At 68.2% G+C, this 23486-nt stretch carries 26 protein-coding genes; 20 read left to right on the top strand and 6 right to left on the bottom strand.

Annotation, left to right across the window (positions count from 1 at the left end; all coding sequences use genetic code 11):
- The coding region (locus MIC448_RS14290) for a dihydrolipoamide acetyltransferase family protein (protein WP_036301188.1) at window positions 1-640 on the top strand (640 nt) is incomplete at its 5' end.
- Here MIC448_RS14290 and MIC448_RS14285 read toward each other — a convergent pair.
- The gene (locus MIC448_RS14285; RefSeq protein ID WP_036301159.1) at window positions 637-2385 is read right to left on the bottom strand and encodes a glycerol-3-phosphate dehydrogenase/oxidase; all 1749 of its coding nucleotides are present in this window, start codon (window positions 2383-2385) and stop codon (window positions 637-639) included. The genes MIC448_RS14290 and MIC448_RS14285 overlap by 4 nt on opposite strands.
- Before the next feature lie 155 nt (window positions 2386-2540).
- Between MIC448_RS14285 and MIC448_RS14280 the strand changes: the two genes are divergently transcribed.
- The 14 genes from MIC448_RS14280 to MIC448_RS14215 all read left to right on the top strand — a co-directional run bounded on the left by MIC448_RS14280 (window position 2541) and on the right by MIC448_RS14215 (window position 14533).
- The gene (locus MIC448_RS14280) at window positions 2541-3518 is read left to right on the top strand and encodes a sugar-binding transcriptional regulator (RefSeq protein WP_036301156.1); all 978 of its coding nucleotides are present in this window, start codon (window positions 2541-2543) and stop codon (window positions 3516-3518) included.
- A gap of 92 nt (window positions 3519-3610) precedes the next feature.
- Window positions 3611-4627, top strand: coding sequence for a metal ABC transporter solute-binding protein, Zn/Mn family (locus MIC448_RS14275; RefSeq protein ID WP_036301153.1), 1017 nt, complete (start codon window positions 3611-3613; stop codon window positions 4625-4627).
- Window positions 4624-5442 carry a metal ABC transporter ATP-binding protein gene (locus tag MIC448_RS14270; protein ID WP_036301150.1) on the top strand — a complete coding sequence of 273 codons (819 nt, stop codon included), beginning with the start codon at window positions 4624-4626 and terminating at the stop codon, window positions 5440-5442. The genes MIC448_RS14275 and MIC448_RS14270 overlap by 4 nt, the downstream gene beginning before the upstream one ends.
- Entirely contained in the window at window positions 5439-6329 is an 891-nt protein-coding gene (locus tag MIC448_RS14265; RefSeq protein ID WP_036301147.1) for a metal ABC transporter permease, read from the top strand. The genes MIC448_RS14270 and MIC448_RS14265 overlap by 4 nt, the downstream gene beginning before the upstream one ends.
- 9 nt (window positions 6330-6338) lie before the next feature.
- Window positions 6339-6752: a Fur family transcriptional regulator gene (locus MIC448_RS14260; RefSeq protein WP_036301145.1), complete on the top strand. Its 414-nt coding sequence runs from the start codon at window positions 6339-6341 to the stop codon at window positions 6750-6752.
- 112 nt (window positions 6753-6864) lie between these two features.
- Complete coding sequence (locus tag MIC448_RS14255; protein ID WP_243420043.1) at window positions 6865-7803, top strand: permease; 939 nt, start codon at window positions 6865-6867, stop codon at window positions 7801-7803.
- A 4-nt stretch (window positions 7804-7807) separates the two neighbouring features.
- Window positions 7808-8701, top strand: a complete 894-nt coding sequence (locus tag MIC448_RS14250; RefSeq protein ID WP_036301139.1) for a DUF1980 domain-containing protein — start codon at window positions 7808-7810, stop codon at window positions 8699-8701.
- The gene (locus MIC448_RS14245; RefSeq protein ID WP_144238059.1) at window positions 8691-10154 is read left to right on the top strand and encodes a hypothetical protein; all 1464 of its coding nucleotides are present in this window, start codon (window positions 8691-8693) and stop codon (window positions 10152-10154) included. Before MIC448_RS14250 ends, MIC448_RS14245 begins: the two co-directional genes overlap by 11 nt.
- A 14-nt stretch (window positions 10155-10168) precedes the next feature.
- Window positions 10169-10843 carry a DNA-3-methyladenine glycosylase gene (locus MIC448_RS14240; protein ID WP_036301186.1) on the top strand — a complete coding sequence of 225 codons (675 nt, stop codon included), beginning with the start codon at window positions 10169-10171 and terminating at the stop codon, window positions 10841-10843.
- A gap of 192 nt (window positions 10844-11035) precedes the next feature.
- The gene (gene rpmB / locus MIC448_RS14235) at window positions 11036-11272 is read left to right on the top strand and encodes a 50S ribosomal protein L28 (protein WP_036301133.1); all 237 of its coding nucleotides are present in this window, start codon (window positions 11036-11038) and stop codon (window positions 11270-11272) included.
- The gene (rpmG, locus tag MIC448_RS14230; protein WP_036301131.1) at window positions 11272-11442 is read left to right on the top strand and encodes a 50S ribosomal protein L33; all 171 of its coding nucleotides are present in this window, start codon (window positions 11272-11274) and stop codon (window positions 11440-11442) included. The genes rpmB and rpmG overlap by 1 nt, the downstream gene beginning before the upstream one ends.
- Before the next feature lie 2 nt (window positions 11443-11444).
- Window positions 11445-11750 (top strand): 30S ribosomal protein S14, encoded by a 306-nt coding sequence (gene rpsN, locus MIC448_RS14225; protein ID WP_036301128.1) that lies wholly within the window; start codon window positions 11445-11447, stop codon window positions 11748-11750.
- Between the two features lie 376 nt (window positions 11751-12126).
- On the top strand, window positions 12127-12414 hold the full coding sequence (locus MIC448_RS14220) for an HU family DNA-binding protein (protein ID WP_036301126.1): 288 nt from the start codon (window positions 12127-12129) through the stop codon (window positions 12412-12414).
- 97 nt (window positions 12415-12511) lie between these two features.
- Window positions 12512-14533 carry a cytochrome c oxidase assembly protein gene (locus MIC448_RS14215; protein ID WP_036301124.1) on the top strand — a complete coding sequence of 674 codons (2022 nt, stop codon included), beginning with the start codon at window positions 12512-12514 and terminating at the stop codon, window positions 14531-14533.
- Here the strand turns inward: MIC448_RS14215 and MIC448_RS14210 are convergent.
- Window positions 14505-15638, bottom strand: coding sequence for a hypothetical protein (locus tag MIC448_RS14210; RefSeq protein WP_232711711.1), 1134 nt, complete (start codon window positions 15636-15638; stop codon window positions 14505-14507). The genes MIC448_RS14215 and MIC448_RS14210 overlap by 29 nt on opposite strands.
- Window positions 15639-15717: 79 nt before the next feature.
- On the opposite strand from MIC448_RS14210, the gene MIC448_RS14205 reads away from it, so the two are divergent.
- Window positions 15718-17088 carry an ATP-dependent RecD-like DNA helicase gene (locus tag MIC448_RS14205; protein ID WP_036301121.1) on the top strand — a complete coding sequence of 457 codons (1371 nt, stop codon included), beginning with the start codon at window positions 15718-15720 and terminating at the stop codon, window positions 17086-17088.
- A 50-nt stretch (window positions 17089-17138) separates the two neighbouring features.
- On the opposite strand, the gene MIC448_RS14200 is transcribed toward MIC448_RS14205, so the two are convergent.
- Entirely contained in the window at window positions 17139-17795 is a 657-nt protein-coding gene (locus MIC448_RS14200) for a heme oxygenase (biliverdin-producing) (RefSeq protein WP_036301118.1), read from the bottom strand.
- Between the two features lie 43 nt (window positions 17796-17838).
- Window positions 17839-18147, bottom strand: a complete 309-nt coding sequence (locus MIC448_RS14195; RefSeq protein WP_036301180.1) for a DUF2470 domain-containing protein — start codon at window positions 18145-18147, stop codon at window positions 17839-17841.
- Window positions 18148-18228: 81 nt separating this feature from the next.
- On the opposite strand from MIC448_RS14195, the gene MIC448_RS14190 reads away from it, so the two are divergent.
- Window positions 18229-19491, top strand: coding sequence for a serine hydrolase (locus MIC448_RS14190; protein ID WP_051514028.1), 1263 nt, complete (start codon window positions 18229-18231; stop codon window positions 19489-19491).
- Entirely contained in the window at window positions 19482-20366 is an 885-nt protein-coding gene (locus MIC448_RS14185) for a DMT family transporter (RefSeq protein ID WP_373457235.1), read from the top strand. Before MIC448_RS14190 ends, MIC448_RS14185 begins: the two co-directional genes overlap by 10 nt.
- An 18-nt stretch (window positions 20367-20384) precedes the next feature.
- Here the strand turns inward: MIC448_RS14185 and MIC448_RS14180 are convergent, their stop codons facing one another.
- Window positions 20385-21356 carry a nucleoside hydrolase gene (locus tag MIC448_RS14180; protein ID WP_036301115.1) on the bottom strand — a complete coding sequence of 324 codons (972 nt, stop codon included), beginning with the start codon at window positions 21354-21356 and terminating at the stop codon, window positions 20385-20387.
- A gap of 95 nt (window positions 21357-21451) precedes the next feature.
- Between MIC448_RS14180 and MIC448_RS14175 the strand changes: the two genes are divergently transcribed.
- Window positions 21452-22309 (top strand): ribokinase, encoded by an 858-nt coding sequence (locus MIC448_RS14175; RefSeq protein WP_243420042.1) that lies wholly within the window; start codon window positions 21452-21454, stop codon window positions 22307-22309.
- 5 nt (window positions 22310-22314) lie between these two features.
- Here MIC448_RS14175 and MIC448_RS14170 read toward each other — a convergent pair whose 3' ends face one another.
- Complete coding sequence (locus tag MIC448_RS14170; protein WP_036301110.1) at window positions 22315-22713, bottom strand: SRPBCC family protein; 399 nt, start codon at window positions 22711-22713, stop codon at window positions 22315-22317.
- A gap of 58 nt (window positions 22714-22771) precedes the next feature.
- On the opposite strand from MIC448_RS14170, the gene MIC448_RS14165 reads away from it, so the two are divergent.
- Window positions 22772-23452: an SDR family oxidoreductase gene (locus MIC448_RS14165; RefSeq protein WP_036301106.1), complete on the top strand. Its 681-nt coding sequence runs from the start codon at window positions 22772-22774 to the stop codon at window positions 23450-23452.
- Window positions 23453-23486 lie beyond the last annotated feature (34 nt).

Here is a 23486-nt window from a genome sequence, read left to right as displayed (position 1 = left end):
CAGTGCATACACCGCGCCGCATGTATCTGTGTGGGTTGATGTGGATGCATCGCGCACGATGGAACTCGTCAAGCGCCTCAAGACATCCCCTGACTTCGCGGACGTCAAGGTTTCCCCGCTCCTGATCATGGCTCGCGCCGTCATCTGGGCCGTTCGTCGGACGCCTATGGTCAACGCGGCATGGGTCGACACGGATGAGGGTGCGCAGATCCGTGTGCGTCATTACGTCAATCTCGGTATTGCTGCCGCCACGCCGCGAGGGCTGCTCGTCCCGAACATCAAGGACGCACAGGATCTGAATATGCGCGAATTGGCACGTGCCCTTGAGAAGCTCACGATGACGGCGCGTGAGGGAAAGACGACGCCCGAAGATCAGCGCGGAGGAACGGTCACGATCACGAACATCGGAGTGTTCGGCGTCGATGCCGGTACGCCGATCATCAACCCGGGCGAGGTCGGCATCGTCGCCCTCGGCGCCATCCGCCAGAAGCCGTGGGTCGTCGACGGCGAGGTCCGACCGCGTTGGGTGACGACGGTCTCGGGCTCATTCGATCACCGCGTCGTGGATGGCGACGGGGTGTCTCGGTTCATCGCGGACATCGCTTCGGTGCTCGAAGAGCCCGCACTTCTGCTCGACTAGACCTTGGCCCGTCTCGCGCTCGGGAGCGGACGCAGATCCTCGGCGTGTGAACGCGCCCGTGACGCGGCGGCATCGTCGGCTTCACGCACGGCGGACTCGTACGCTGCGACCGATGCGCGGTACGCCTCGAGTTCGAGGTGGGCCCTGTCGTCTGTCCAGTCCAGTTCGGTCTGAGCGACCTGTGCGACCTCTTCGATCGCCGCGAGACCGAGGTGGTTGTACTCGTAGCTGATCCGGGTCCGGCGATCGAGGAGGTCGTCGAGATGCAGCGCGCCCTCGTAGCGGATGGCGAAGATGATCTCGGCGCGAAGGTAGGCCGGGGCTTCCGCGAGCGGAGTCGCCGCGTCGGGAACCTCACCGCAGATGTCAGCAATGATCTCGACATCGGTGCCGTAGCGGTGGGCGAGGTGATCTTGCATCGCTGTGCCGAGGCCGAATTCGGCGCCGACACGCGCGGCGGCATGAGCTGCCCGGGGTGCGTCGGCCGCGCCGGCGAGCGGGACGCGGGTCGTGCGCGAGGGCCGGGACTTCGCGCCGTCGCCGAGGGCGAAGTCGACCGCATCCTCGGCCATCACGCGGTATGTGGTGAGCTTGCCGCCGGCGATCGAGACGAGCCCGGGCACGGGGGAGGCCACCGTGTGCTCGCGCGAGACCTTGGCAGACGCCGTCCCGGCCTTCGTCCCCGGCTGCAACAGAGGTCGAAGTCCCGCCCACGTGCCGATGATGTCGTCCCGGGTCAGGGGGGCCGCGAGCACCTTATTCGCCTCGGCGAGGACATAGTCCACGTCGCGGGACGTCGGCACCGGATGCGTCAGGTCCTCCGTCCACGGAGTGTCGGTCGTGCCGATCACCCAGTAGCGGGACCAGGGGATGACGAACAGAACACTGGATGACGTCTGGAGGATGAGGCCCGGGTCTCCCGCAATGCGGTCCTTCGGGACGACGATGTGGATCCCCTTGGAAGCGAGCACCTTGAGGCCGCTAGATGTCGCCATGGACTGCGTGTGCTCGGTCCATACGCCCGTGGCGCTGATCACGTTCTTGGCGCGAACGTCGAAGTTCTCGCCCGTCTCGAGGTCTTTCAGGGTGGCGCCGACGACGCGTCCCGCTTCGTCCTTGAGCAGCGCCGTGGCCTGTACGCGGGAAGCGGCGAATGCCCCGTGGCCAACCGCCGTGCGCATGAGCGTCACGACGAGGCGGGCGTCGTCGACCGTGGCATCCCAGTACTGGATGGCGCCGACGGCCGCGTCGCGGCGGAAGCTCGGGAACGCGCGCGACACCGCGGAACGGGTGAGGTGGCGATGCCAGGGGAGGGGGCGCGGAGCGCGCTGCAGCGATGCGAGCACGTCGTACAGACCGATCCCGGCCCCGACGAACAGGCGATCAAAGATCGGTCGCTTCAGGGGGTACAGGAACGCCGCGGGTCGGACGAGATGCGGTGCCAGTCGCGTGAGAAGGAGGTTCCGCTCGGTGAGGGCCTCGCGGACGAGCTTGAAATCCAGCATCTGCAGGTACCGCAGCCCACCGTGCATGAGTTTGCTGGAGCGGCTCGAGGTTCCCGACGCCCAGTCCTGTCCGTCGATGACCGCGGTCCGCAAACCCCGGCTGGCCGCGTCGAGCGCGATTCCGGCGCCGGTGACGCCGCCGCCGACGACGAGCACGTCCAGCTCGTTGTGCGCTGAGCCATCTTTCATGGCGCGGAGCGCAGCCTGCCGAGTGTTGCCGTCCATACGGTTCTCGCGCATCAGATGGACCACCCTCCTGGTTGATGGGGTTGCATGCGGACGTGACGTGACGTGCCGCGCGTCCGAATAACGGTACGGCGCCATGAAGGGCTGGTGAACCTTCTTGCGTCGTACTTGCACATATGTGCAACATGGGTTTGAAGAAGGGTGGCGCCATGGAGAAACAGGAGCAGATGCTTGCGGCCGCCTCGATGTACTACCTGCAAGACCTCAAGATGGAGGCGATTGCCGGGCGGCTCCACCTCTCACGGTCGAGCGTCTCGCGCCTGCTGAAAGAAGCACGAGCTCGTGGACTGGTCGAGATCACGCTGCGCTCGCCGCCCACGGCAGCCCCGGAGGTGGGGCGACGGATTCAGGATGCGTTCGGCATCACAACCCATGTTGTTCCCCTGGGGGCCTCGGCGAGCGCGCCCGAACGCCTCGAGCAGGTGGCCCTGACATCCGCGCGACTCATCGGAGGCTGGTTCGACTCGGGCATGACGATGGGTGTGGCGTGGGGCACGACGATGGCGGCTATCACGCGGCATCTCGCGAAGAAGCCGACGCGGGGGAGTGCGGTGGTGCAGCTGAACGGGTCGGCGAACACCCGGACGTACGGCGTGGAGTTCGCGGGCGAGATGATGGTGCGCTTCGGCGAAGCCTTCGATGCGCGCCTGCACCTCTTTCCCGTCCCCGCCTTCTTCGATTACGCCGAGACGCGCCAGGCGATGTGGCGCGAGCGATCGGTGGCCCGTGTGCTGGATCTGCAGCGCACCGCCGATATCGCGCTGTTCGGCGTGGGCGCCCTGACGGGGGAGGTCCCGAGTCACGTGTACTCCGCGGGCTACCTCGAGCAGGACGATATACGTGCGCTCACCCGGGATGGCGTCGTCGGCGACGTTTGCACCGTTTTTCTGCGCGCCGACGGCACGTACGAGGATCTCGATCTCAACAGACGAGCGACCGGTCCGACGCCGGCAGAACTGCAGGCCGTGCCCCGGCGGGTGTGCGCCGCGGCGGGCGACAACAAGGCCGCGCCTCTGCTCGCCGCGCTCCGTTCGCAGGCGGTGACGGACCTGGTGGTGGATGAGATCACGGCCCAGGCCCTCGTCGAGGTGATGTCGGCGACCGAGCACGCCGCCGCCATCCGGTAGGTGCTCGTCTTCGTCGAGCTGATTCGAGAGCCGAGCTGATTCGAGAGTCGAGCTGATTCGAGAATGATAATCATGAGGGTTACGCTGACGGGGTGAACCCGACACGTCGCCTCCTTCCGATCATCGCCCTCTCGGCCGCCTCGGCGCTCGTCCTTGCCGGATGCGCGGGTGCGAGTCCCGGCGGAGAGGAGTCCGCGGGAGCGGGCCGACTCCAGGTCGTCGCGTCCACGAACGTCTATGGCCAGATTGCCGAGGAGATCGGGGGTGACGCGGTCGACGTGTCGTCGATCATCACCTCCACCGGCCAGGACCCGCACTCGTTCGAGGCGACCGCGGGCCACCAGCTCACGGTGTCACGCGCCGACCTGATCATCGAGAACGGTGGGGGATACGACTCGTTCATGGAGTCGCTCGTCGAATCCAGCGACGCTTCGGCGCACGTCATCACCGCCGCCGAGTTCTCCCACGACTGGCCCGGGAACGAGCATTCGGATGACGAGCACTCGGAAGAGGAGCACTCGGACGAGGAGCACGCCGAGGACGATCACGCCGAGGACGATCACTCGGGGCACGACCACATCGAAGGTTTCAACGAGCACGTCTGGTACGACCCGCACACCATCGAGCACGTCGCCGAGGCGATCGCCGAAGAGCTGAGCGAACTCGACCCCGCGAACAGCGAGACGTTCGAGACCAACGCCGCCGCGTTCGTCGAGCAGATCGAGGGTCTCGAGGCGTCGCTCGGCGAGATCGAGGCATCCGACGCCGGCGCCGATGTCTTCGTCACGGAGCCGGTCCCGGTCTATCTGATCGCCGCCGCCGGGCTCGTGAACGTGACGCCCGAGGCCTTCAGCGAGGCCGTCGAAGAGGGCCAGGATGTCCCGCCCGCGACTCTTCTCGAATCGCTCGACCTGATCGAGTCGGGCACCGTGCGCGTCGTGATCGCGAACTCGCAGACCGGCGGAGCGGAGACCACTCAGGTGCTCGAAGCTGCCGAGGGCCAGAACATCCCCGTGCTGGAGTTCTCCGAAACGCTTCCGGAGGGCCAGACTTACATCTCGTGGATGCAGCAGAACATCGAAGCCCTGTCGGGCGCGCTCGCGGGGTGAGTGCCGCACCTCCTCTTCTCATCGAGAACGCGGCGCTCCGCAGGGGTGACCGAGAGCTGTGGTCGGGCCTGGACCTGAGCGTTCAGGCGGGGGAGTTCATCGCCGTCCTGGGACCGAGCGGCTCGGGCAAGACAACACTTCTGCGCGCCATTCTCGGACTCGATCGTCTGAGTGACGGGACGATCACCGCCCTGGGCGAGCGCGTGCGGCGGCCGGGAAATCGGCGGATCGGATACATCCCGCAGCAGCGTCCGCTTGCCCGAGACGCAGCGTTGCGCGGCAGAGACCTTGTTGCGCTCGGCGTCAACGGCCATCGGTTCGGGCTCCCGATCCCGCGCAAAGCCGACCGGGAACGCGTTGACCAGCTGATCCAAGCGGTCGGTGCGAGCGGGTTCGCCGACCGTCCCGTCGGGGATCTCTCCGGAGGCGAGCAGCAGCGACTGCGCGCGGGCCAAGCGCTCGCCGACGAGCCCCAGTTGTTGCTCTGCGACGAACCGCTGACGAGCCTCGATCTGGCGAATCAGCAGGCGGTCACGTCGCTGATCGACCGGCATCGGCGCGAGACGGGCGCGGCGGTGCTCTTCGTCACCCACGACATCAACCCGGTGCTTCGTCACGTCGATCGGATCCTCTACCTGGCCGGCGGGCGATTCACCCTCGGAACCCCCGAAGAGGTTATGGACTCGCGCGTCCTGTCAGAGCTGTACGGCACCGAGGTCTATGTCCTCCGCGCGGGGGATCGGGTCGTGGTCGTCGGCGCGCCGGATGCCGGCGACTCCCACCATCACCACCATGACCACGAGGACGAGTCGTGAACTGGACGGATGTGTGGGAGGCGATGTTCGGCGGCCTCGCGGACTATGGCGACATCCTCGCGCTCGTGTCGAACTCGGTCATCGCGGGCGCGGCGCTGGGGCTCGTCGGTGGGCTGGTCGGCGTTTTCATCATGCAGCGCGACATGGCTTTCGCCGTGCACGGCATCAGCGAACTCTCCTTCGCCGGCGCCGCCGCCGCACTGCTGATCGGTGCCGACGTCGTGCTGGGGTCGATCTTCGGATCCCTCATCGCGGCGGGATTGATCGGATGGCTGGGCGCCCGCGCCCGCGACCGCAACTCGATCATCGGGGTGCTGATGCCCTTCGGGCTGGGACTCGGCATCCTGTTCCTCTCGCTCTACAGCGGTCGGAGTGCGAACCGTTTCAGCCTGCTGACGGGTCAGATCGTCTCCGTGCAGTCGGGGCAGCTGAGCCTGTTGATCGGCATCAGCCTGGTGGTCCTCGCCGGAATCGTGCTCATCTGGCGGCCGCTGCGCTTCGACTCGCTCGACCCGCAGTCGGCAGCCGCACGCGGGGTGCCCACGACCGCCGTCTCGCTGATCTTCATGCTGCTGCTCGGGCTGATCGTCGCGGTCAGCGTGCACATCATCGGTGCCCTGTTGGTCATGGCCCTGCTGGTGACCCCCGCCGCCGCGGCCATGCGCATCGCCTCGGGTCCGCTGTCGGTTCCTCTGCTGGCCGCGACATTCGGGTTCGTCTCGGCGGTCGGCGGCATCCTTCTCGCGATCGCCGGGACCCTCCCCGTGAGTCCGTACATCACGACGATCTCGTTCGCGATCTACGTCGTCTGTCGACTCGTCGGGCGTCGCCGCGAGAGGGTCACCCGGGCCCCGCGTTCGGGAACCTCTAAGCCGACACACGCCTAGACTTCTCGCATGGCCAAGCGCAACACCTGGCAGCGCGAACGCGTGCGCGACGCCCTGGACGAATCCCCGGGCTTCGTCAGCGCGCAATCGCTGCACGCACTGTTGCGCGACGAGGGCACGGGCATCGGCCTCGCGACGGTCTACCGTGCGCTCGCCGACCTGGCGGCCGAGGGCGATGCCGACAGCCTGCAGAGCCCCGAGGGCGAGAGTCTCTACCGCGCCTGCCAATCGCCCGGTCATCACCATCACCTGATCTGTCGTTCGTGCGGCCTGACGGTCGAGATCGAGGGCAGCGACGTCGAAGAGTGGGCGCATCGCACGGCCGCACAGAACGGATTCACCGAGGCGGCGCACATCGTCGACATCTTCGGTCTGTGCGCGGCCTGCACGGCGGCGCGTGCGAGCGAGCGTGACGCGCAGTAACGAGACGCGCGGTCACGGGCACACCCACCTCGCGGGGGTCCCGACCGTCGGTCGACCGGCGGCGCGGCCGCGGCGTGCCGCCCTGATCGGGGCCGCGATCGGCCTGGCCACGATCGCGGTGCTGTTCGCGATCGACGCGTGGGCGCCGCAGCTTTTTCCGAGTACTCTGCCGACCCGCGCCCAGGACGGCTTCACGCTCGCCCTGTCCGTGCTGATCGAGTCGCTGCCGTTCATCATCCTGGGTGTGCTGCTGTCGGTCGTCGTGCAGGTGTGGGTGCCCCCGGGTTTGATCGAGCGATGGATGCCTCGCCGCGCGTGGGCTCGCCGTGCCGTCCTGTCTCTGCTCGGCATGCTGCTGCCCGTATGCGAATGCGGGAATGTTCCTCTTGCGCGTGGCCTGCTGATCCGCGGATTCTCCGTTCCCGAGACCCTGACGTTCCTCATCGCGGCACCCATCGTGAACCCGATCGTCATCCTGACCACGCACCAGGCATTCGGCTGGGACGGCGGGATCCTCGTCGCCCGTCTCGTGGGCGGATACCTGATCGCGAACCTGATCGGATGGATCTACAGCCGCCACCCGGACCCGCAGGCGTTGCTCACCGCGCGCTTCCGCGCCGAGTGCGCACACGACGAACACCTCGACGGCTCCCGCACCCGCCGCAGCCTCGAGCTGTTCGTGCGCGAACTCCGCGCCGTGATGCCGGCCCTCGTGCTCGGCTCGGCCATCGCTGGTGCCGTGCAGGTCCTCGTGCCGCGCGATGTGCTGGTCGCCATCGGGTCGGACCCCGTGTTGTCGATCTTCGCGATGATCGCCCTCGGGCTGACAGTCGCGATCTGCTCCAACGTCGATGCCTTCTTCGCGCTGTCGTTCGCGTCGACATTCACCCCGGGATCGATCGTCGCGTTCTTGCTGGTCGGGCCGCTCGTCGACGTCAAAATGCTCGCGCTGATGCGCACGACCTTCACGACCCGCACGCTCGCGGGCATCGTCGCCGTCGTGATCTCGGCGGCCTTCGTAATCGCGGTGGGGGTGAACCTCCTTGCGTAACGGCATGGCACTCGGAACCCGCTGGCTCGGCGTCGGGCTGGCGACCGCGCTCGCCGTCGTGACGATCGGCCTCTGGGCGACCGGACGCATCGGGCTGTACATCAACCCGGATGCCGCATGGTGGGCCGTGTCGATGTCGATCGTCTGCGTGGTGGCCGCGGTCTGGTCATGCGCGGTGCCGATCTCGCGGGCGCACGAGCACGAGCACGAGCACGAGCACGAGCACGACGATGCTCCTGTGGTCCCTTCGACGAGCTCAGGGACCGAGAGTGCCCGTTCAACGCGCGAGAGTGCCGGTTTTGGCGCCGAGAGTGCCCGTTCAACGCGCGAGAGTGCCGGTTTTGGCGCCGAGGGTGCCCGTTCTGGAACCCAGGGTGCCGGCGCGCGACCCGTGGGGCTCGTCGCGACGGGCGTGGGTGCGGTGCTGGCCTCCGGTCTCGTCGCGCTCGCCGTCGTCATGCCCCCGGCATCCCTCTCCGCTGAGCTCGCGCTCGCCCGCTCGAGCGGCGCACCGCCCGTGCTCTCCACCTCGGCGACGCTCGCGCTCGCGACATCCGACGACACCTCCGGCTTCGGCATCGGCGAATGGGCATCGCTGTTGTCCACGACGACCGATCCGGCGCGGTTCGTCGGTGAGAAGGCGACACTCACGGGCTTCGTCGGCCCAGATGGCGACAGTGACGGGTTCGCCCTGACCCGCCTGGTCATCGTGCACTGTGTGATCGACGCCCAGGCCGCCAACGTTCCGGTTGCGGAGCTCGCGGGCGGCGAGAACCTCTCACCCGGGCAATGGGTCGAGGTCGAGGGGGAGTTCGTGCGCGACGAGGGGGGAGCGCTCGTGCTGCAGCCGGCGAGCGTGACCGCGATCGATGAGCCCGGGGATCCGTATGAGTACTGACGCCCCTCGGTCTTCCCGCGCCCCGCGGGATCAGACCCGGGGTGCCGCTCGTCGAGATCGTGAACACCGCCGCGCACGCTCCTCGTTCACGCGTTCGCTCGCGGTCGTGATCGCCGCGCTCGTCGTGGTCGGCGCGGGCGGCGCCGCTTACAGTCTCACGCAGGGGCCTCGCGTCAGCACGGTCGCGATCGACGCGCTCTCCGTGGCGGAGGCGGCCGGGCAGCGAATCGTGTTCACGACCAATCAGCCCTTAGCCCCGATCGAGGCCTCGCAGGTCACGATCGAACCGTCCGCCCCGTTCACGATCGAGGCATCCGGCCGCAACGTCGCCGTCCAGTTCACGTATCCACTCGATGCCGAGACCGAGTACACGGTGTCGGTCGCGGGTGTCGAAAGCGCCTCGGGTGGCCCCACGGCGACGATCTCGCACGACTTCGAGACGGGCACGCCGCCGATCTACGTGCTGCAGCGGCGCGATGGTAACGATGATGCGGTGTTCCTCACGAACCTCACCGGCGATCAGGCCGTCCCTGTCTTCATCCACCCGCAGATCGAGGACTACCGGGCCTCCCGCGACGGCCTGGTCGTCGAGACGTCGGATGGTTCGGGCGCGGCAACCCTCACCGGGATGGCTCTCGACGGCTCCGACCCCGCGCCCCTCGCCGTTCCCGGCGAGGGCACGATCGCCGGTCTGCAGATGGCCGACCACGACGGGCTGGTGGGGTATACGTACACCGACCTGGACATCTCGGCGACCTCCGGAATCGAGTCCGCCCTGTACGTCTCGCGTCTCGACGACCCCGACGCCGAACCGCAGCGCATCGAGGTGGGCACGGATCCGCGGGTCGTGGACTTCCTGTTCGTGCCGCAGACCTCGTCGCTCGTGGTGCTGACCTTCGACGGGCAGCTGCGCCTCGTCGACACCTCTCGGCCGGACGCGGAACCGGTTCTGTTGGGCGGTGCCCTCGGGCTATCGGGCATCGAGCGGGGGAGTGGCCGTGTGATCGCGGAGCAGTCCGACGGCACGGTGCTGATCGATCTGACCGACCTCAGCGAAACGCCCCTGCCGCAATCGGCCGAGCTCGACGCGCTGGGGATCCCCGGACCCGTCGTGCCGACCGTGCAGGGCAAGACCCTGCGGACCTTCACGCAGATGGGTGAGGATGGCTACCCGGAGTCACAGGCCGTCGGTCTGGTCGATGAGGCCGGAACGTTCGAGCCCGTGTTCGGGCTGGAGGACGGAGGCGACGCTGTCATGCAGACGTGCGCCTCGCCGAGCGGGAGCCACGTCGCCGTGATCGTCTCGCCCGATCTCGCGAACAACCCCTACGACACGTACTCACGCCCGCTTCCGTCGCGGCTCGAGACGCACATCGTCGACGCGCGAACGGGGGAAGAGGTCACGGTCATCGACGGCACGGATATCTCGTGGTGCGCGGTCACTATCGGATGATGCGTCACTATCGGATGACCGACTACCGCCCGGCGACGCGTGAGGATCTGCTCGATACGGCCCTCGTCGTGGCGCCCCGGCTGCTCGGCGCCCGGCTCACCACGCTGGTCGACGGGCAGCGCGTCTGCGTCCGCATCACCGAGATCGAGGCCTATCACGGCCTCGGAACCGGAGAGGTGAGTGACCCCGGTTCGCATGCGCGTATGGGCGAAACCCCGCGGAACGCGACGATGTGGGGCGAACCCGGTCACCTCTACGTCTACCTCAGTCATGGCATCCACTCGTGCGTGAACGTCGTCACCGGGCCCGCGGGCGTTGCGGGCGGGTTGCTGTTGCGCGCGGGCGAGGTCATCGAGGGAACGGATGTCGCGACGGTGCGCCGGCCTGCCGCCCGGGCGCCGAGGGACCTCGCCCGCGGACCCGGGCGCCTCGGTCAGGCGCTGGGCCTCAGGCATCCGATCCACGACGGAATCGACGCGATCGCCGGGGTGGCGCCCTGGCCGCCCGAGCGCGCTGGAGCCGTCGCCCGCCTCGACCTGGCGCGCGCGCCGGTGCGCGACGTATCGCGCGGCCCCCGTGTCGGCGTCGCGGGCGTCGCGGGAACGAGCGCGTTCCCGTGGCGGTTCTGGATCACCGGCGATCCGACCGTTTCGGTGTTCCGTCCCGGGCGCGGCGCCGTCGAGAGCTGACGCCTACCGCGGTCGGCGGGCTGGGCGCGCAGACACGCCGTGCTAGGATCAATGTTTGTCTGCGCGCTTTCCCGTGCGCAGTTCGTGCCCATTCATCCCCTTCGAGCCGGAAACGGTTCCTTCGGGCGTGGGCGCAGACAAGGGATCTTGGGTGAGGCCGTCCGGTCTCACGGTATTGAAGGAGAAATCACTATGGCAGCAGTGTGCCAGGTGACAGGAGCCGTTCCCGGCTTCGGTCACTCGATCAGCCACTCGCACCGCCGGACGAAGCGCCGCTTCGACCCGAACGTGCAGAAGAAGACGTACTTTGTTCCGTCGCTGGGCCGCAACATCAAGCTCAACGTTTCGGCCAAGGGCATCAAGGTCATCGACGCGCGGGGCATTGAGTCCGTCGTCAAGGACCTCATCGCGAAGGGTGTGAAGCTCTAATGGCGAAGAAGTCTCAGGACGTACGTCCGATCATCAAGCTGCGTTCGACCGCCGGCACGGGATACACCTACGTGACGCGCAAGAACCGCCGCAACAACCCCGACCGCATCGTGCTGAAGAAGTACGACCCCGTTGTGCGCAAGCACGTCGAATTCCGCGAGGAGCGCTAAACATGGCGAAGAAGAGCAAGATTGCTCGCAACGAGCAGCGCAAGGTGATCGTCGAGCGCTACGCCTCGCGTCGCGCCGAGCTGAAGAAGGCCCTGGTCGACCCGACCTCCACCGACGAGCAGCGCGAAGAGGCCCGTCTGGGTCTGCAGAAGCTGCCCCGCAACGCCTCGCCCGTGCGCGTGCGTTCGCGCGACGTCATCGACGGCCGCCCCCGTGGTGTGCTGACGAAGTTCGGCATCTCGCGTGTGCGTTTCCGCGACATGGCCCACCGTGGCGAGCTGCCCGGTGTGACCAAGTCGAGCTGGTAACCAACAGCATTCGTTCCGAAAGGGCGGGGATTCTTCGGAGTCCCCGCCCTCTTGCGTACCCCCGCGCCGTCCGCCCTCGGGGGTGCTCCGCTGTCACACATCGATGTTCAGCGCGCGGATGAAGGTCGATGTGCGACAGCGGAGCACCTCCAGGACGTCGCGCAAGCGCCCGTGGGCGGGGCCTCAGCAGTCACATTCGTCACACGAGCACCGAAAATGCCACGAAGTTGGTCAGAAACCCGCGGAAAGCCGCGGAAATACGCGGCGGACGGCGATTCGCGGGGTAGATTCGACGCGGTCGATCGACCAGCCGGGCTGAACGGTCCGGTCACGTTTACATGAGGCGGCGCTTCGGCCGCCGCTGGAGGGTAACCCCATGGCTGACAAGTCCATCACCAAGACCGAGCTCGTCGCGAGCATCGCCAGCGCCACCGGTGAGAGCCAGGCCACGGTTTCGCGCGTCGTCGACGGTCTGTTCACGACCGTCGCCGAGGCCGTTGCCAAGGGCACCAAGGTCTCGATCCCGGGCTGGCTCGCGTTCGAGCAGGTCGACACGGCCGCTCGCACCGGCCGCAACCCGCAGACGGGCGCCGAGATCAAGATCGCCGCTGGCAAGCGCGTCAAGGTCACCGCGGGCTCGAAGCTCAAGGCTGCAGCGAAGTAGTCAGAGGTTCTGTGAGGGAGGATGCCGCACCCGCGGCATCCTCCCTCTGTCTGTGCCCGACGGCCGGGCGTGCACACCGTCCGCCTAGGCTGGATGGGTGAGCCCCCGAACCCTGCGCGTAGCCGGGCCTGTGATCCTCGCGGTCACCGCCCTTGCCGCCGCCGTCGTGGCGCTCGCCTACGGCGGGGGAGCGGACGCTCTCCTCGTGGGGGACCCCGGTCCCGTCGTGCGGTGGGGTCTTCCGATCGCGAATCTGGGTGTCAACCTCGGTGCCGCCGCGATGGCCGGGTCGCTCGTGCTCGCACTCTTCGCGCTTCGCGCCGGTGACACCGAGTTCGACACGGCCCTCGACCTCGCGTCCGTCGGCGCCGCCGTCTTCACCATCGCGGCGGGGACGACCGGGTTTCTGACCTTCCTCAACACCTTCAACGCGACACCGAGCGCGGATGCCGCGTTCGGGCAGGCTCTCGGGCGGTTCTTGCTCGACCTGGATCTCGGCCGCGCGTGGCTCATCACGACGTTGGCCGGTGCGGTCATGACGGTGCTCGCCTTCGCGGTGCGCTCATGGACCTCCACTTTGTTGGTCGGCATCCTGGGTCTCGCTGCCATCGTGCCGATGGCGACCACGAGCCACGACGGTGCCGCCGCCAACCACACCGCGGCCGTCACAACGCTGGCGCTCCACATCGTCGGTGCCGCCGTCTGGTTGGGCGGTCTCGTGCTGTTGGTCGTGCTGCGGGCGTCATCCACGCCGCAGCGGATGGCGCACGTGCTTCCGCGGTACTCGACGATCGCGCTCGTCGCCTTCGTCGTCGTCGCCCTGTCGGGTTACGCGCGCGCGGCCCTCGGGCTCGGCTCGTGGGAGGCCCTGCTTTCGGCCTATGGGGTCATCATCGTCGTCAAGGTCGCGGCGTTGTTGGCGATCGGCCTGCTCGGCGCTCTGTATCGACGCCGCCTCATCGCACGGATGGGCGAGGGTGCCGCCGCGCGGACCTTCTGGAGCCTGATCGCTCTCGAGCTGGCGTTCATGGGAATCGCGAGCGGTGCCGCGGCGGCGCTCGCGCGAACGGCACCGCCGATCGGAGACATCCCGATCACCGACCCGACCCCAGCCGAGACCCTGACCGGATCGCCTCTTCCGCCCGAACTCGGCCTGACCCAGTGGTTGGCCGTGTGGGACATCGACCTGCTGTGGGTTCTGGTCTGCGGCTTCGCACTCTTCTTCTACCTGGCCGGGGCGGTTCGGCTGCACCGGCGCGGTGACGCGTGGCCGCTCTACCGCACGATCAGCTGGTGCGCGGGCATCCTGCTGCTGTTCTGGGTCGTCTGCGGACCCGTCGCCGCCTACGAGAACTACCTCTTCAGCATCCACATGGTCGGGCACATGCTGCTGACCATGGCGATCCCCCTTCTGCTCGTTCCGGGGGCACCGGTCACGCTCGCGGCGCGGGCGATCCGCAAGAGGGATGACGGAACGCGTGGTGGCCGGGAGTGGATCCTGTGGACGGTGCACACACCCGTGGCGCGGGTGCTCACCAATCCTCTGGTCGCTGCGGCGCTGTTCATCGGCTCGCTCTGGGTGTTCTATTACACCGACATCTTCCGCTGGGCGCTGAACGACCATCTCGGGCACCTCTGGATGATCGCCCACTTCGTCATCACGGGGTACCTGTTCGTGCAGTCGCTGATCGGGATCGATCCGGTGCCGTACCGCCTGCCGTACCCGTTCCGGCTGATTCTGCTGATCGGCATCATGGCGATGCACGCGTTCTTCGGAATCTCGATCATGTCGCAGTCGGGTCTGATGCTGGCCGACTGGTTCGGGTCGATGGGGCGCACCTGGGGCGTGCCACCGCTCGAGGATCAATACATCGGCGGGGGCGTCGCCTGGTCGGTCGGCGAGATCCCGACCCTGATCCTCGCGATCGCCGTTGCGATCCAATGGAGCCGCAACGACGACCGTGCACAGCGCCGACGCGACCGCCACGTCGATCGGGTCGGCGACGACGAACTGGACGCCTACAACGCGCGTCTCGCCGCACTCGCCGACCAGGATGCGCGAGGGGATTCCACCCGCGGCGCGAAGGTCACTAGCCCTCCGGCGACCCCACGAGAATAGAAGCCGAACCGTCGGGCAGGACGGTGATCTCGGCGTCGAGACCGAAGGTGACGTCCTCTTCCACCGTTCGCACCGAGCCGTCGAACAGCGAGCGGATGTCGACGCTGATGTGGGCCACGGCTTCCGCCGGCTGCATGGCCCAGCCGGCGCCGTCCGGCACGAGCGTGACGGTCGGGTAGTCGACGATCGACCACGTGGGTAGGTTCGCGATGCGGTTCTGCACGACGAAGCCGAAGGGGCATGCAGTGGGCTGCAGCACCTGTTGCGTCGCGCAGTCGTCGAGGAACGAGTCGACGCGTTCTTGCACGACGCTCACGAACTCTGCCGTCGGCTCGGCCTGCAGTTCGAGCGGAACACGTGCAAGCGGTTCATCCGCCAGCACATCGGCGCCGGTCGTTTCGGCGATCGCGGTGTCGACCGAGACCCGGTAGAGCCCGGGTGAGAACACCAGGAGCGCGACGGGGTCGAGCGGGGGCGCGTCCACACCGAGGGGCGAGACCTGCCTTTTGTCGAGCGTGAATCCGTTGACCTCGAACGCCATGGACCCACGAACGGTGACGTCGATCACCGCGAGTGGGCTCTCGGTGAATCGCCACGAGGGGAGGATGCCCCTCCATCCGTCCTGCTCGACGGTGAATGTCGAGGCGCCCTCGTTGCCGCCGGCGCGGAAGCCGATCGTCACCTCGACAGCGCCGTCGACGATACGCTCGCCGACGGCGCGGATATCGCTCAGTGCGCTGAGAGCATCCCGCCGCAGGAGGGCGTCCGACGCCGTCTCGGGCAGGCCCGCGTCGGCGAGATGTGTTGCATCGACCGCGACCCCGGGGATTTCGAGGGCGTCGGCGGCGCGGCCCGCCGCGATCAACCCCACGTAGCGCTCGACGAAGGCGCTCGGGCCCCAGAACTGCTGGTACAGGGTCGCCCAGCCCGCGCCGAGGGCGGAGATCAGCAGAACCCCGACGATCGCGAGGATCGTGAGATCCCGGGAGAGGCTGGAGCGCCGGGGTGCACGCTGCGCGCCGCGCCGCGAGCCCGTGTCCACCGCACTCGGCGCGCGGACGGTCGCCGCGTCGTGCGCGCGCGTGTTTACAGCCCCCTCGTCCACCTGGCCAGTTTAGGCGGCGGTCTTCACGGACCCGGCAGGCCCGGGCGGGTGAGCGCCGTGGCGCGAATAGCATGTTGCAGTGACCACGCCGCTGCTGTCCTCAGAACAGGACGCGTTGTTCCGGCGCATCGAAGACACCAACGACCACATCTTCGTCACCGGTCGGGCGGGAACCGGCAAATCGACGCTGCTGCAGCATTTCGCGGCGAACACGGCGAAGCAGATCGCGGTCTGCGCCCCGACAGGTGTGGCGGCGCTCAACGTCGAGGGTCAGACGATCCACTCGCTTTTTCGCCTTCCCATCGGGTTGATCGCCGATCAAGAGCTCGAACAACCGGAGGCGACGCGCAAGATCCTGGGCGCGATCGACACCCTCGTGATCGATGAGATCTCGATGGTCAACGCGGATGTGATGGATGGCATCGACCGTTCCCTGCGCCAGGCTCGGGCACGCCGCGCCGAGCCGTTCGGCGGGGTCCAGGTCGTCATGTTCGGTGACCCATATCAGCTCGCCCCCGTCCCTCCGCGGGGGGACGAACTCGCCTACATTCGCGACCACTACCGCTCGTTCTGGTTCTTCGACGCGCACGTGTGGGCCGGTGCGGACTCCGGCAGCGGCGAGGGGACCGCGCTCGCCGGCTTCGGGGAACTCGGTCGCTACGGGTCCGAGCTGAACGTGCACGAACTCGTCGACATCCATCGTCAGTCCGACGCGGCGTTCAAGGCGATGCTCAATGCGGTGCGCTACGGACGCGTCACGGCAGACATCGCGGGCGTGCTGAACGGTATGGGCGCTCGGACGCCCCCCGCGCCGGAGGCATCCGAGGCTCCCACCATCACGCTCGCAACGCGCAACGATCGCGTTTCGGCGATCAATCGCAAGCACCTCGAGGCTCTGCCCGGACGATCGCAGACCGCTATGGCCGAGATCACGGGGGACTTCGGTCGGGGCGAGGGTGCGTACCCCGCGGACGTCGAACTGCAGATCAAAGTGGGCGCACAGGTCATGTTCCTGCGTAATGACATCGCCTCGTTCGGCGAGGCGCCTCGCTGGGTGAATGGCACGATCGGCACGGTGACGCGCATCACGGGCGGAACGGTGCGGGTCGAGGTGGATGGTCGCGAACACGATGTCGAGCCCGCGGTGTGGGAGAAGTACCGCTACAACTACTCGCCGCTGACCAAGCGCATCTCGCGCGAGATCGTCGCCGAGTTCCACCAGTTTCCGTTGCGACTGGCGTGGGCCGTGACGATCCACAAATCTCAGGGCAAGACGTACGACCGTGCCGTGATCGACCTGGGTCAGGGGGCGTTCGCGCCGGGGCAGACGTACGTCGCGCTCAGTCGGCTGACATCGCTCGAGGGCCTCTACCTCTCGCGTCCTCTTCGACCGAGCGATATCCGCGTCGATCCGGACGTCGAACGCTTCATGCGCTCCGTCCGCGGCTGACATCCGGCGGGGGCCCCGTCAGGCGGACGACGTCTCAGGCGACGGATGCCTCAGGCGACGGATGCTTCGGTGCGCGCGCGCTCGAGGTCCTGGAACAGATCGGTGTTGAACTGGTACGCCCGCAGCACCTCGTCGACGACGCGCTCACGCTCTTCGTCGTCCCACGGAACAGCGTCCAGCTGCTCGCGGTAGACGTCCTTGAACGCGCGGGGGTCCGCGATGTCGTCGAAGACGTAGAAGCCGACGCCGTTCGTTTCGAACCCGAAACGGCGCTGCATGACGCGTCCGATGAAGATGCCGCCGGAGAGGTCTCCGAGGTAGCGCGTGTAGTGGTGCGCGATGAAACCGCCCGGCCAGGTCGCCCCGACCTCTTCGATGCGAGCGACGTAGCGCTCGGTGGTGGGGAGCGGACGGATGCTGTCTGCCCAGTCGGGTCCGATCAGGAACTCCAGGTCCGCCTCGAGGGCCGGCAACCGGGTCAGTCGCTCGCTGATGAAGGGAGCCGCGACGGGATCGCTCGACATCCGATCCGCGGCCGCCTCGAGGGCCCGGTAGATGAAGTAGTGCTGCGCGACGAGCGAGATGTAGTCGTCGCGGGTGCCCTCGCCCTTGAGCAGGCCGGACATGAAACCCTCGCCCTCGCTCGCGGAGTGGGCGCCGCTCGAGCGCTGACGGAGCAGGGTGGAGAACGGAACGACGTTCGACATGCAGACAGCATAGCGGGCGAATTTAGGATGCCCTAAGTAAATTTTACGCGTGGGGCCGAGGTTCGATTCCGAGCTCAGCGCAGGCCGCGTCGTAGAGGGCGACGACCTCGCGGCGCACCTCGGGACGTTCGCTGATCGGGGCGCCGGGCCACGGTACACGTAGCGCCGAAGACGTGCCCGCGGCATCCGTGACACTCCACTCGGCACCATCGCCGTCGAACCCGGTCATGACGGCGCCCACCGCTGCCGGGTGACCGAAGGCGCGCGCGATCAGAAGGTTGTCGTCGTTGTGATCGCTGTTCATGTGGTGCAGCACCGCCGAAACGGTGGCGTCGTCGAAAGCATGCGGCATCTGCACAGCTTAGGACGGCCGGGCGTGATGGAACCGTGACATCCAACCCATAAACTTCTGGGGACGACGCCGGAGGTGAGCATGGCCGCACGATGGACGCGCCGGCGTACCCTCGGTACGACAGCGGCGCTGTTGGCGGCGACTCTGGGCCTTGCGGGTTGTGCCGCCGATGGCCCCCAGGACGTCGACCTGCCCGCTCAGGCAGAGGCTGCCCTGGCGGATGACGTCGTCACTCAGCTGGACGAGGCCGTCCGCAGCGCGATGGCGGCCACCTCGTCCACGGGCGCGATCGCCGGGGTGTGGTCGCCGTGGAGCGGCAGTTGGGTCTCGGCGATCGGTACGGATGCGACGGGATCCGTGCTCACGTCCGACATGACTTTCCGCGCGGGTGATGTGACCCGCATGATGACGTGCGACGTGCTCTACGCGATGGTCGATGACGAGCTCGTCGCTCTCGACGATTCCGTCGTCGACTACGTTCAGGGCGTACCCTCCCTCGAGGCCGTGACGCTGCTCGATCTGTGCAACGGTACGGGCGGCATCGGGGCGTATGAGCCTGTCGTCGGTGCGTCGTGGATCACGAACCCGGAGCGGGTGTGGCATCCGCTCGAGATCGCGTCGTTCGGTGTCGGCCAGCCGCGATCCGCGGTCGGTACCGAGTACCGCGACTCTGACTCCGGCTACGTGCTGCTCGGTATGGCGCTCGAGCGGGCGTCCGGGCAGGATGCCGCCGAGCTGTATGACCGCTACATCTTCACCCCCCTTGGCCTCGACAACACGACGCTGCCGGGTACGCGGCCGGCCGTTCCGGGTACCGATCCGCTGCACGGTTACCGCATCCTCTCGAACGCGGACGGATCGCTCGCGTGCGATGCGCCGCTGGATGTCTCGACCCTGTCGTCGTCGGTGGGTTTCACGGATTCGGGCGTCGTTTCGACGGTGACCGATCTCGGCCGCTACGTGCAGGCCACAGCAGTTGGGGCGCTCGCGCCGGAGTCCGCCGAGGGCCGCTGGTCCGCTCCGTTGCCCGTCTACGCCGGAGCCCCGGCGTGGTTCACGACGACGGGTGGAGCACTTCAGGCGGGATCGCTCGTCGGCCAATACGGCGGATTGCCCGGCTACCTCACGGCCGCGTTCGCGGATCCCGAGACCGGAATGACCGTCGTCGTCGTGCTCAACAACTCGACCGCCTCGGCCCAGGTGATCGGGGATCTCGCCTTCGAGCTGGCCGCGATCGCGTCGAAGGCGCCGGCGGCGTCGGGCGCGACGGCACCTGACTTCGGGCTGCCCTGGACCGCTCAGCAGTACCACGACTCGATCAATCAGACGAACATCTGCCGGTGACCCGGGCGCCCCTCGGCCGCCCGGGTGCCGTCGCGCTCGTCGTCGGAGGCCTGGCGTGTCAAGAGTTGGGCGCGTCACTCGCCGTCCTGCTGTTCCCCTCGACCGGTCCGCTCGGCATGGTCATGCTGCGCCTGGTGTTCTCGGCGATCCTGCTGTTCGCGATCGCGCGCCCGTCGCTCCGAGGGCGGAGTTCCGGCGCGTGGCGCTCTGTCGTCGCCTTCGGACTCGTGCTCGCCCTGATGAACGGCTTCTTCTACCTGGCCCTCGAGCGACTGCCGCTCGGCGTGACCGTGACGATCGAGGTGCTGGGCCCGCTTGCCCTGTCGGTCATCGTCGCGCGCCGGCTGTCGGCGTGGCTCTGGGCCGTTGTGGCGCTCGCGGGTGTCGTGCTCTTGGCGGGCGGCGGGTGGGACGACCTCGACCTGCTCGGTGTGCTGTTCGCGCTTGCCGCTGCGGCATGCTGGGCCGGATACATCCTGTCGTCGGCGCGGGTCGGTCGTGAGTTCTCGCAGCTCGACGGGCTGGCCATCGCGATGGGAATCGGCGCGGCGGTCGCCCTCCCGTTCGGCATCGCGGACGCCGGCGCGGCCCTCCTGAATCCCGTGACGCTGGGACTCGGGGCTGCCGTCGCGGTGCTGTCTTCGGCGATTCCGTATGCGCTGGAGCTGACCGCGTTGCGCCGGCTCCCGGCATCCGGATTCGCCATCCTGATGAGTCTCGCGCCCGCGGCCGCGACGCTCGCGGGCTGGATTCTGCTCGGGCAGATGCTCACGCCGATAGAGCTCGCGGGCATCGCGCTCGTGATCATCGCGAGCATCGGCGCGGTCCGCGCGAGCGGTCGGGCTGCGGATGCGGCGGCTCAGCCCGTCGGCTGAGGCTCGGGCAGGCGCCGCTCAGCTCGGAGAGGTCATCCCCGTCAGGACCTCAACCAGGTGGGGACCGAGGGGCCGATCGATCTCGCGCACGAAACGGGTGCGGTGCCCGTCGTGGTGCAGGTCGCCCAGGCGCTGATTGCGCAGGTCGGCGATCGTCTGTCCACGGCCCGGGCCGGCGCTGGTGTCGACCGTGATCGGCACGAGCGGTGCACGGGTGGCGGTGACATCGCCCACGGCGAGTGCGGCAGCGAGCGGGTCGTGCAGGGCACACATCCGTCGTCCGTAGGTGGGTTCGTAGAAATCGAAGTAGTGATCGAGGATCTGGCCGAGGGCGCGGGGGAAGGGCGCGTTCGCAGCGAGCAGGGTCTCGCGGTCGGCCTCTTCGAGGGTGTGTTCCATCGTCACGTCGAGGGGCACGAGGGTGACGTCCCAGTCCGCGGCGAACACGTCGGCCGCGGCCTCGGGATCGTTGCCGATGTTGGCCTCGGCGACCGGGGTGATGTTGCCCGCCGCGACCCCCGCGCCGCCCATGATCGTGACGGAACGGATGCGTTCGGTCAGGGTCGGGTCGGCCCGCAGGGCCAGCGCGAGGTTCGTCAGTGGGCCGATCGCGACGATCTCGAGCTCGCCCGCAAACTCGTGCGAGAGATCGAGCAGCAGGTCGACCGCGTGTCCGTCTCGCGGTTCGCGGGTGCTGCGCGGCAGCTCGACATCCCCGATCCCGTTCGCGCCGTGCACGTGGGGCGCGCCGCCGCCGAAGCCGTGACTGAGGTGGTCGTGGGCGCCGATCGCGACGGGCACGTCGGGCTGGCCTGCCAGAGCCAGCAGGTCGAGCGTGTTGCGCGCGGCGGGCGCCGAGGCCAGGTTGCCGCTCACGGTGCCGATGCCGACGAGCCGGACGGCGGGGGAGGCGAGCAGGTAGCCGAGGGCGACGGCGTCGTCGACGCCCGTGTCACAGTCGAGGTAGAGGGGGCGGGGCGTGGCGGCGATGATGTTCTCCTAGCGGGGCCGAGGGCTCACTGGGTTATACCCCGGCGAGGGTGGCATGGGCAAAACGTGGGGCCCGATACCCGGAGGGTGATGGAATGGCGGGTATGGCACTTTCCGCTCTCGCGCCCCTCGCCGTCGTCGGCAGCATCAATGTCGACCTGACAGCCAGCGTCGCGCGCCTGCCGGGGCCGGGCGAGACCGTCCTCGGCGGAACGCTTGCCCGTGAGCCCGGTGGCAAGGGGGCGAATCAGGCCGCGGCGGCCGCGCGACTCGGCGCGCCGGTGCGGATGATCGGATGCGTCGGCGACGACACCGACGGACGCTGGATGCTCGAGGGCCTTGCGAACGCGGGCGTCGACGTCAGCGGCGTGTGGCTCGGCGATGAACCGACCGGCACCGCGCTCATCACGGTCGACGCGGAGGGCGAGAACCAGATCGCCGTCTGTCAGGGCGCGAACGCGGATGTCTCGTTGCTCGGTGTCTCGTTCGACGCCGCGGAGGCGGTGCTCGTCCAGCTGGAGATTCCGATGGAGATCGTGACCGATCTTGCGGTATCCGTGCCCGGGTTCTTCGCCGTGAACGCGGCCCCCGCAACGCCCTTGCCCGCCGCGGTGGTCGAGCGGGCGGACCTGATCATCGTCAATGAGACCGAATTCGCCCTGCTGCCGGAGGTTGCACGGGCTCGCGTCGTCGCGGTCACCTACGGTGCGGAAGGCGCCGCCCTCCGTCGAGACGGAATCGAGGTGGCGCGGGTCCCCTCGCCGCGCGTCGAGGCCGTCAGCTCGGTCGGCGCGGGCGACGCGTTCTGCGCCGCACTGACGCTGGCGCTGCATGCCGGCTGGGATGACGAGGCCGCGCTCGTCGCCGCCTGCGCCGTCGGGGCCGATGCGGTGAGGCATCCGTCGGCGCAACCGCCGCTGCGGGCGCTCGTCGAGTACGCGTCGCTCGGCTGAGGTCTTCAGCGCGACGGGCTCTCCACCTGTGCGGCAAGACGCTCGAGGTCTGCCTCGACCATTCGGATGTCCCGGGCGAACTCGTCGTCGGTGAGCTCGATCTGACGGACGGTGAAGATCACCTCGCAACCGTCCGGGTGGGCCACGACGCGCAGGGGGTTGGTGACGACCGTTCCCGAGGGCAGGCTCACGTCGTGATCGAGCACGCCGAATGTGTTCTGCTCCACGAAGCGGACGCGCACCTGTCCCATCGGTGACTCGACCACGAGGTCGTCGCCGTCGCGGGTGACGTTCGACTGCGCCAGACCGGCAGCCCATGCCGGCAGGTTCTCGACGTCCGACGCGTATGCGTAGACGACATCGGCAGGCACGGGGATGACTCGGCTGACGTGGTGGCTCCTCATGCCCTTAGCCTGGCACGCGTATGCCCCGGGTCTTGGGCGAGCGCGTTACCGTTGCCGGATGGATCTGCAACTTCGAGACCGAGTCATCCTTGTCGTCGGCGGTCATGGCCTCGTCGGTCGCGCCGTCGTCGCTCAGCTGGCGGCGGAGGGAGCCGTGGCCGTGCCGGCGTCGCGAACGAGCGCCACGGGCCTCGTGATGGACGCCGCCGACGACGCATCCGTGTCCGCAGGGATCTCGCGGATGCTCGAATCTCACGGGCGCTTGGATGGCGTCGTCGTGGCCGCTGCCCCGAGCGCGCGAACCCTGGATCCCTCCAAGAACTCGGAGCCGGCACAGGTGGGCGAAGCTGTCGATGGGAAGGCTCTGACATTTCTCCGCGTCGCGAACTCGGCCCTGGGGCCAATGCGGGCGAGCGGCTACGGGCGCATCGTCGGAATCAGCGGCCAGAATGCTTTCGTTACCGGCAACATGGCGGGTTCGATCCGCAACGCGGCGCTCATCATTGCCGCGAAACACCTCGCGGATGAGATGACGGGAACGGGCGTGACCGTGAACGTGGTGAATCCCGGGATCGTCACGGAGGACCCTTCGGCGGATGTGCCCGTCGGTTCGAGCGGCCAGTCGACGCCCGCGGACACGGCGCGGCTGGTCACGTTCCTGCTGTCCCCGCTGTCGGGAACGGTGAGTGGCGAGTCCATCGCGGTGGGGCACCGTACGCGCGGCTTCGTCAAGCTCTGAGCCTCGGGCGAGCGGATCCACCGTCGCGGGTCGG

The sequence above is a fragment of the Microbacterium sp. C448 genome, from assembly GCF_000582705.2.
Classification (GTDB): domain Bacteria; phylum Actinomycetota; class Actinomycetes; order Actinomycetales; family Microbacteriaceae; genus Microbacterium; species Microbacterium lacus_A.
The sequence above is the reverse complement of the archived record's forward strand: the minus strand, read 5'-3'. Positions and strand labels throughout refer to the sequence as shown.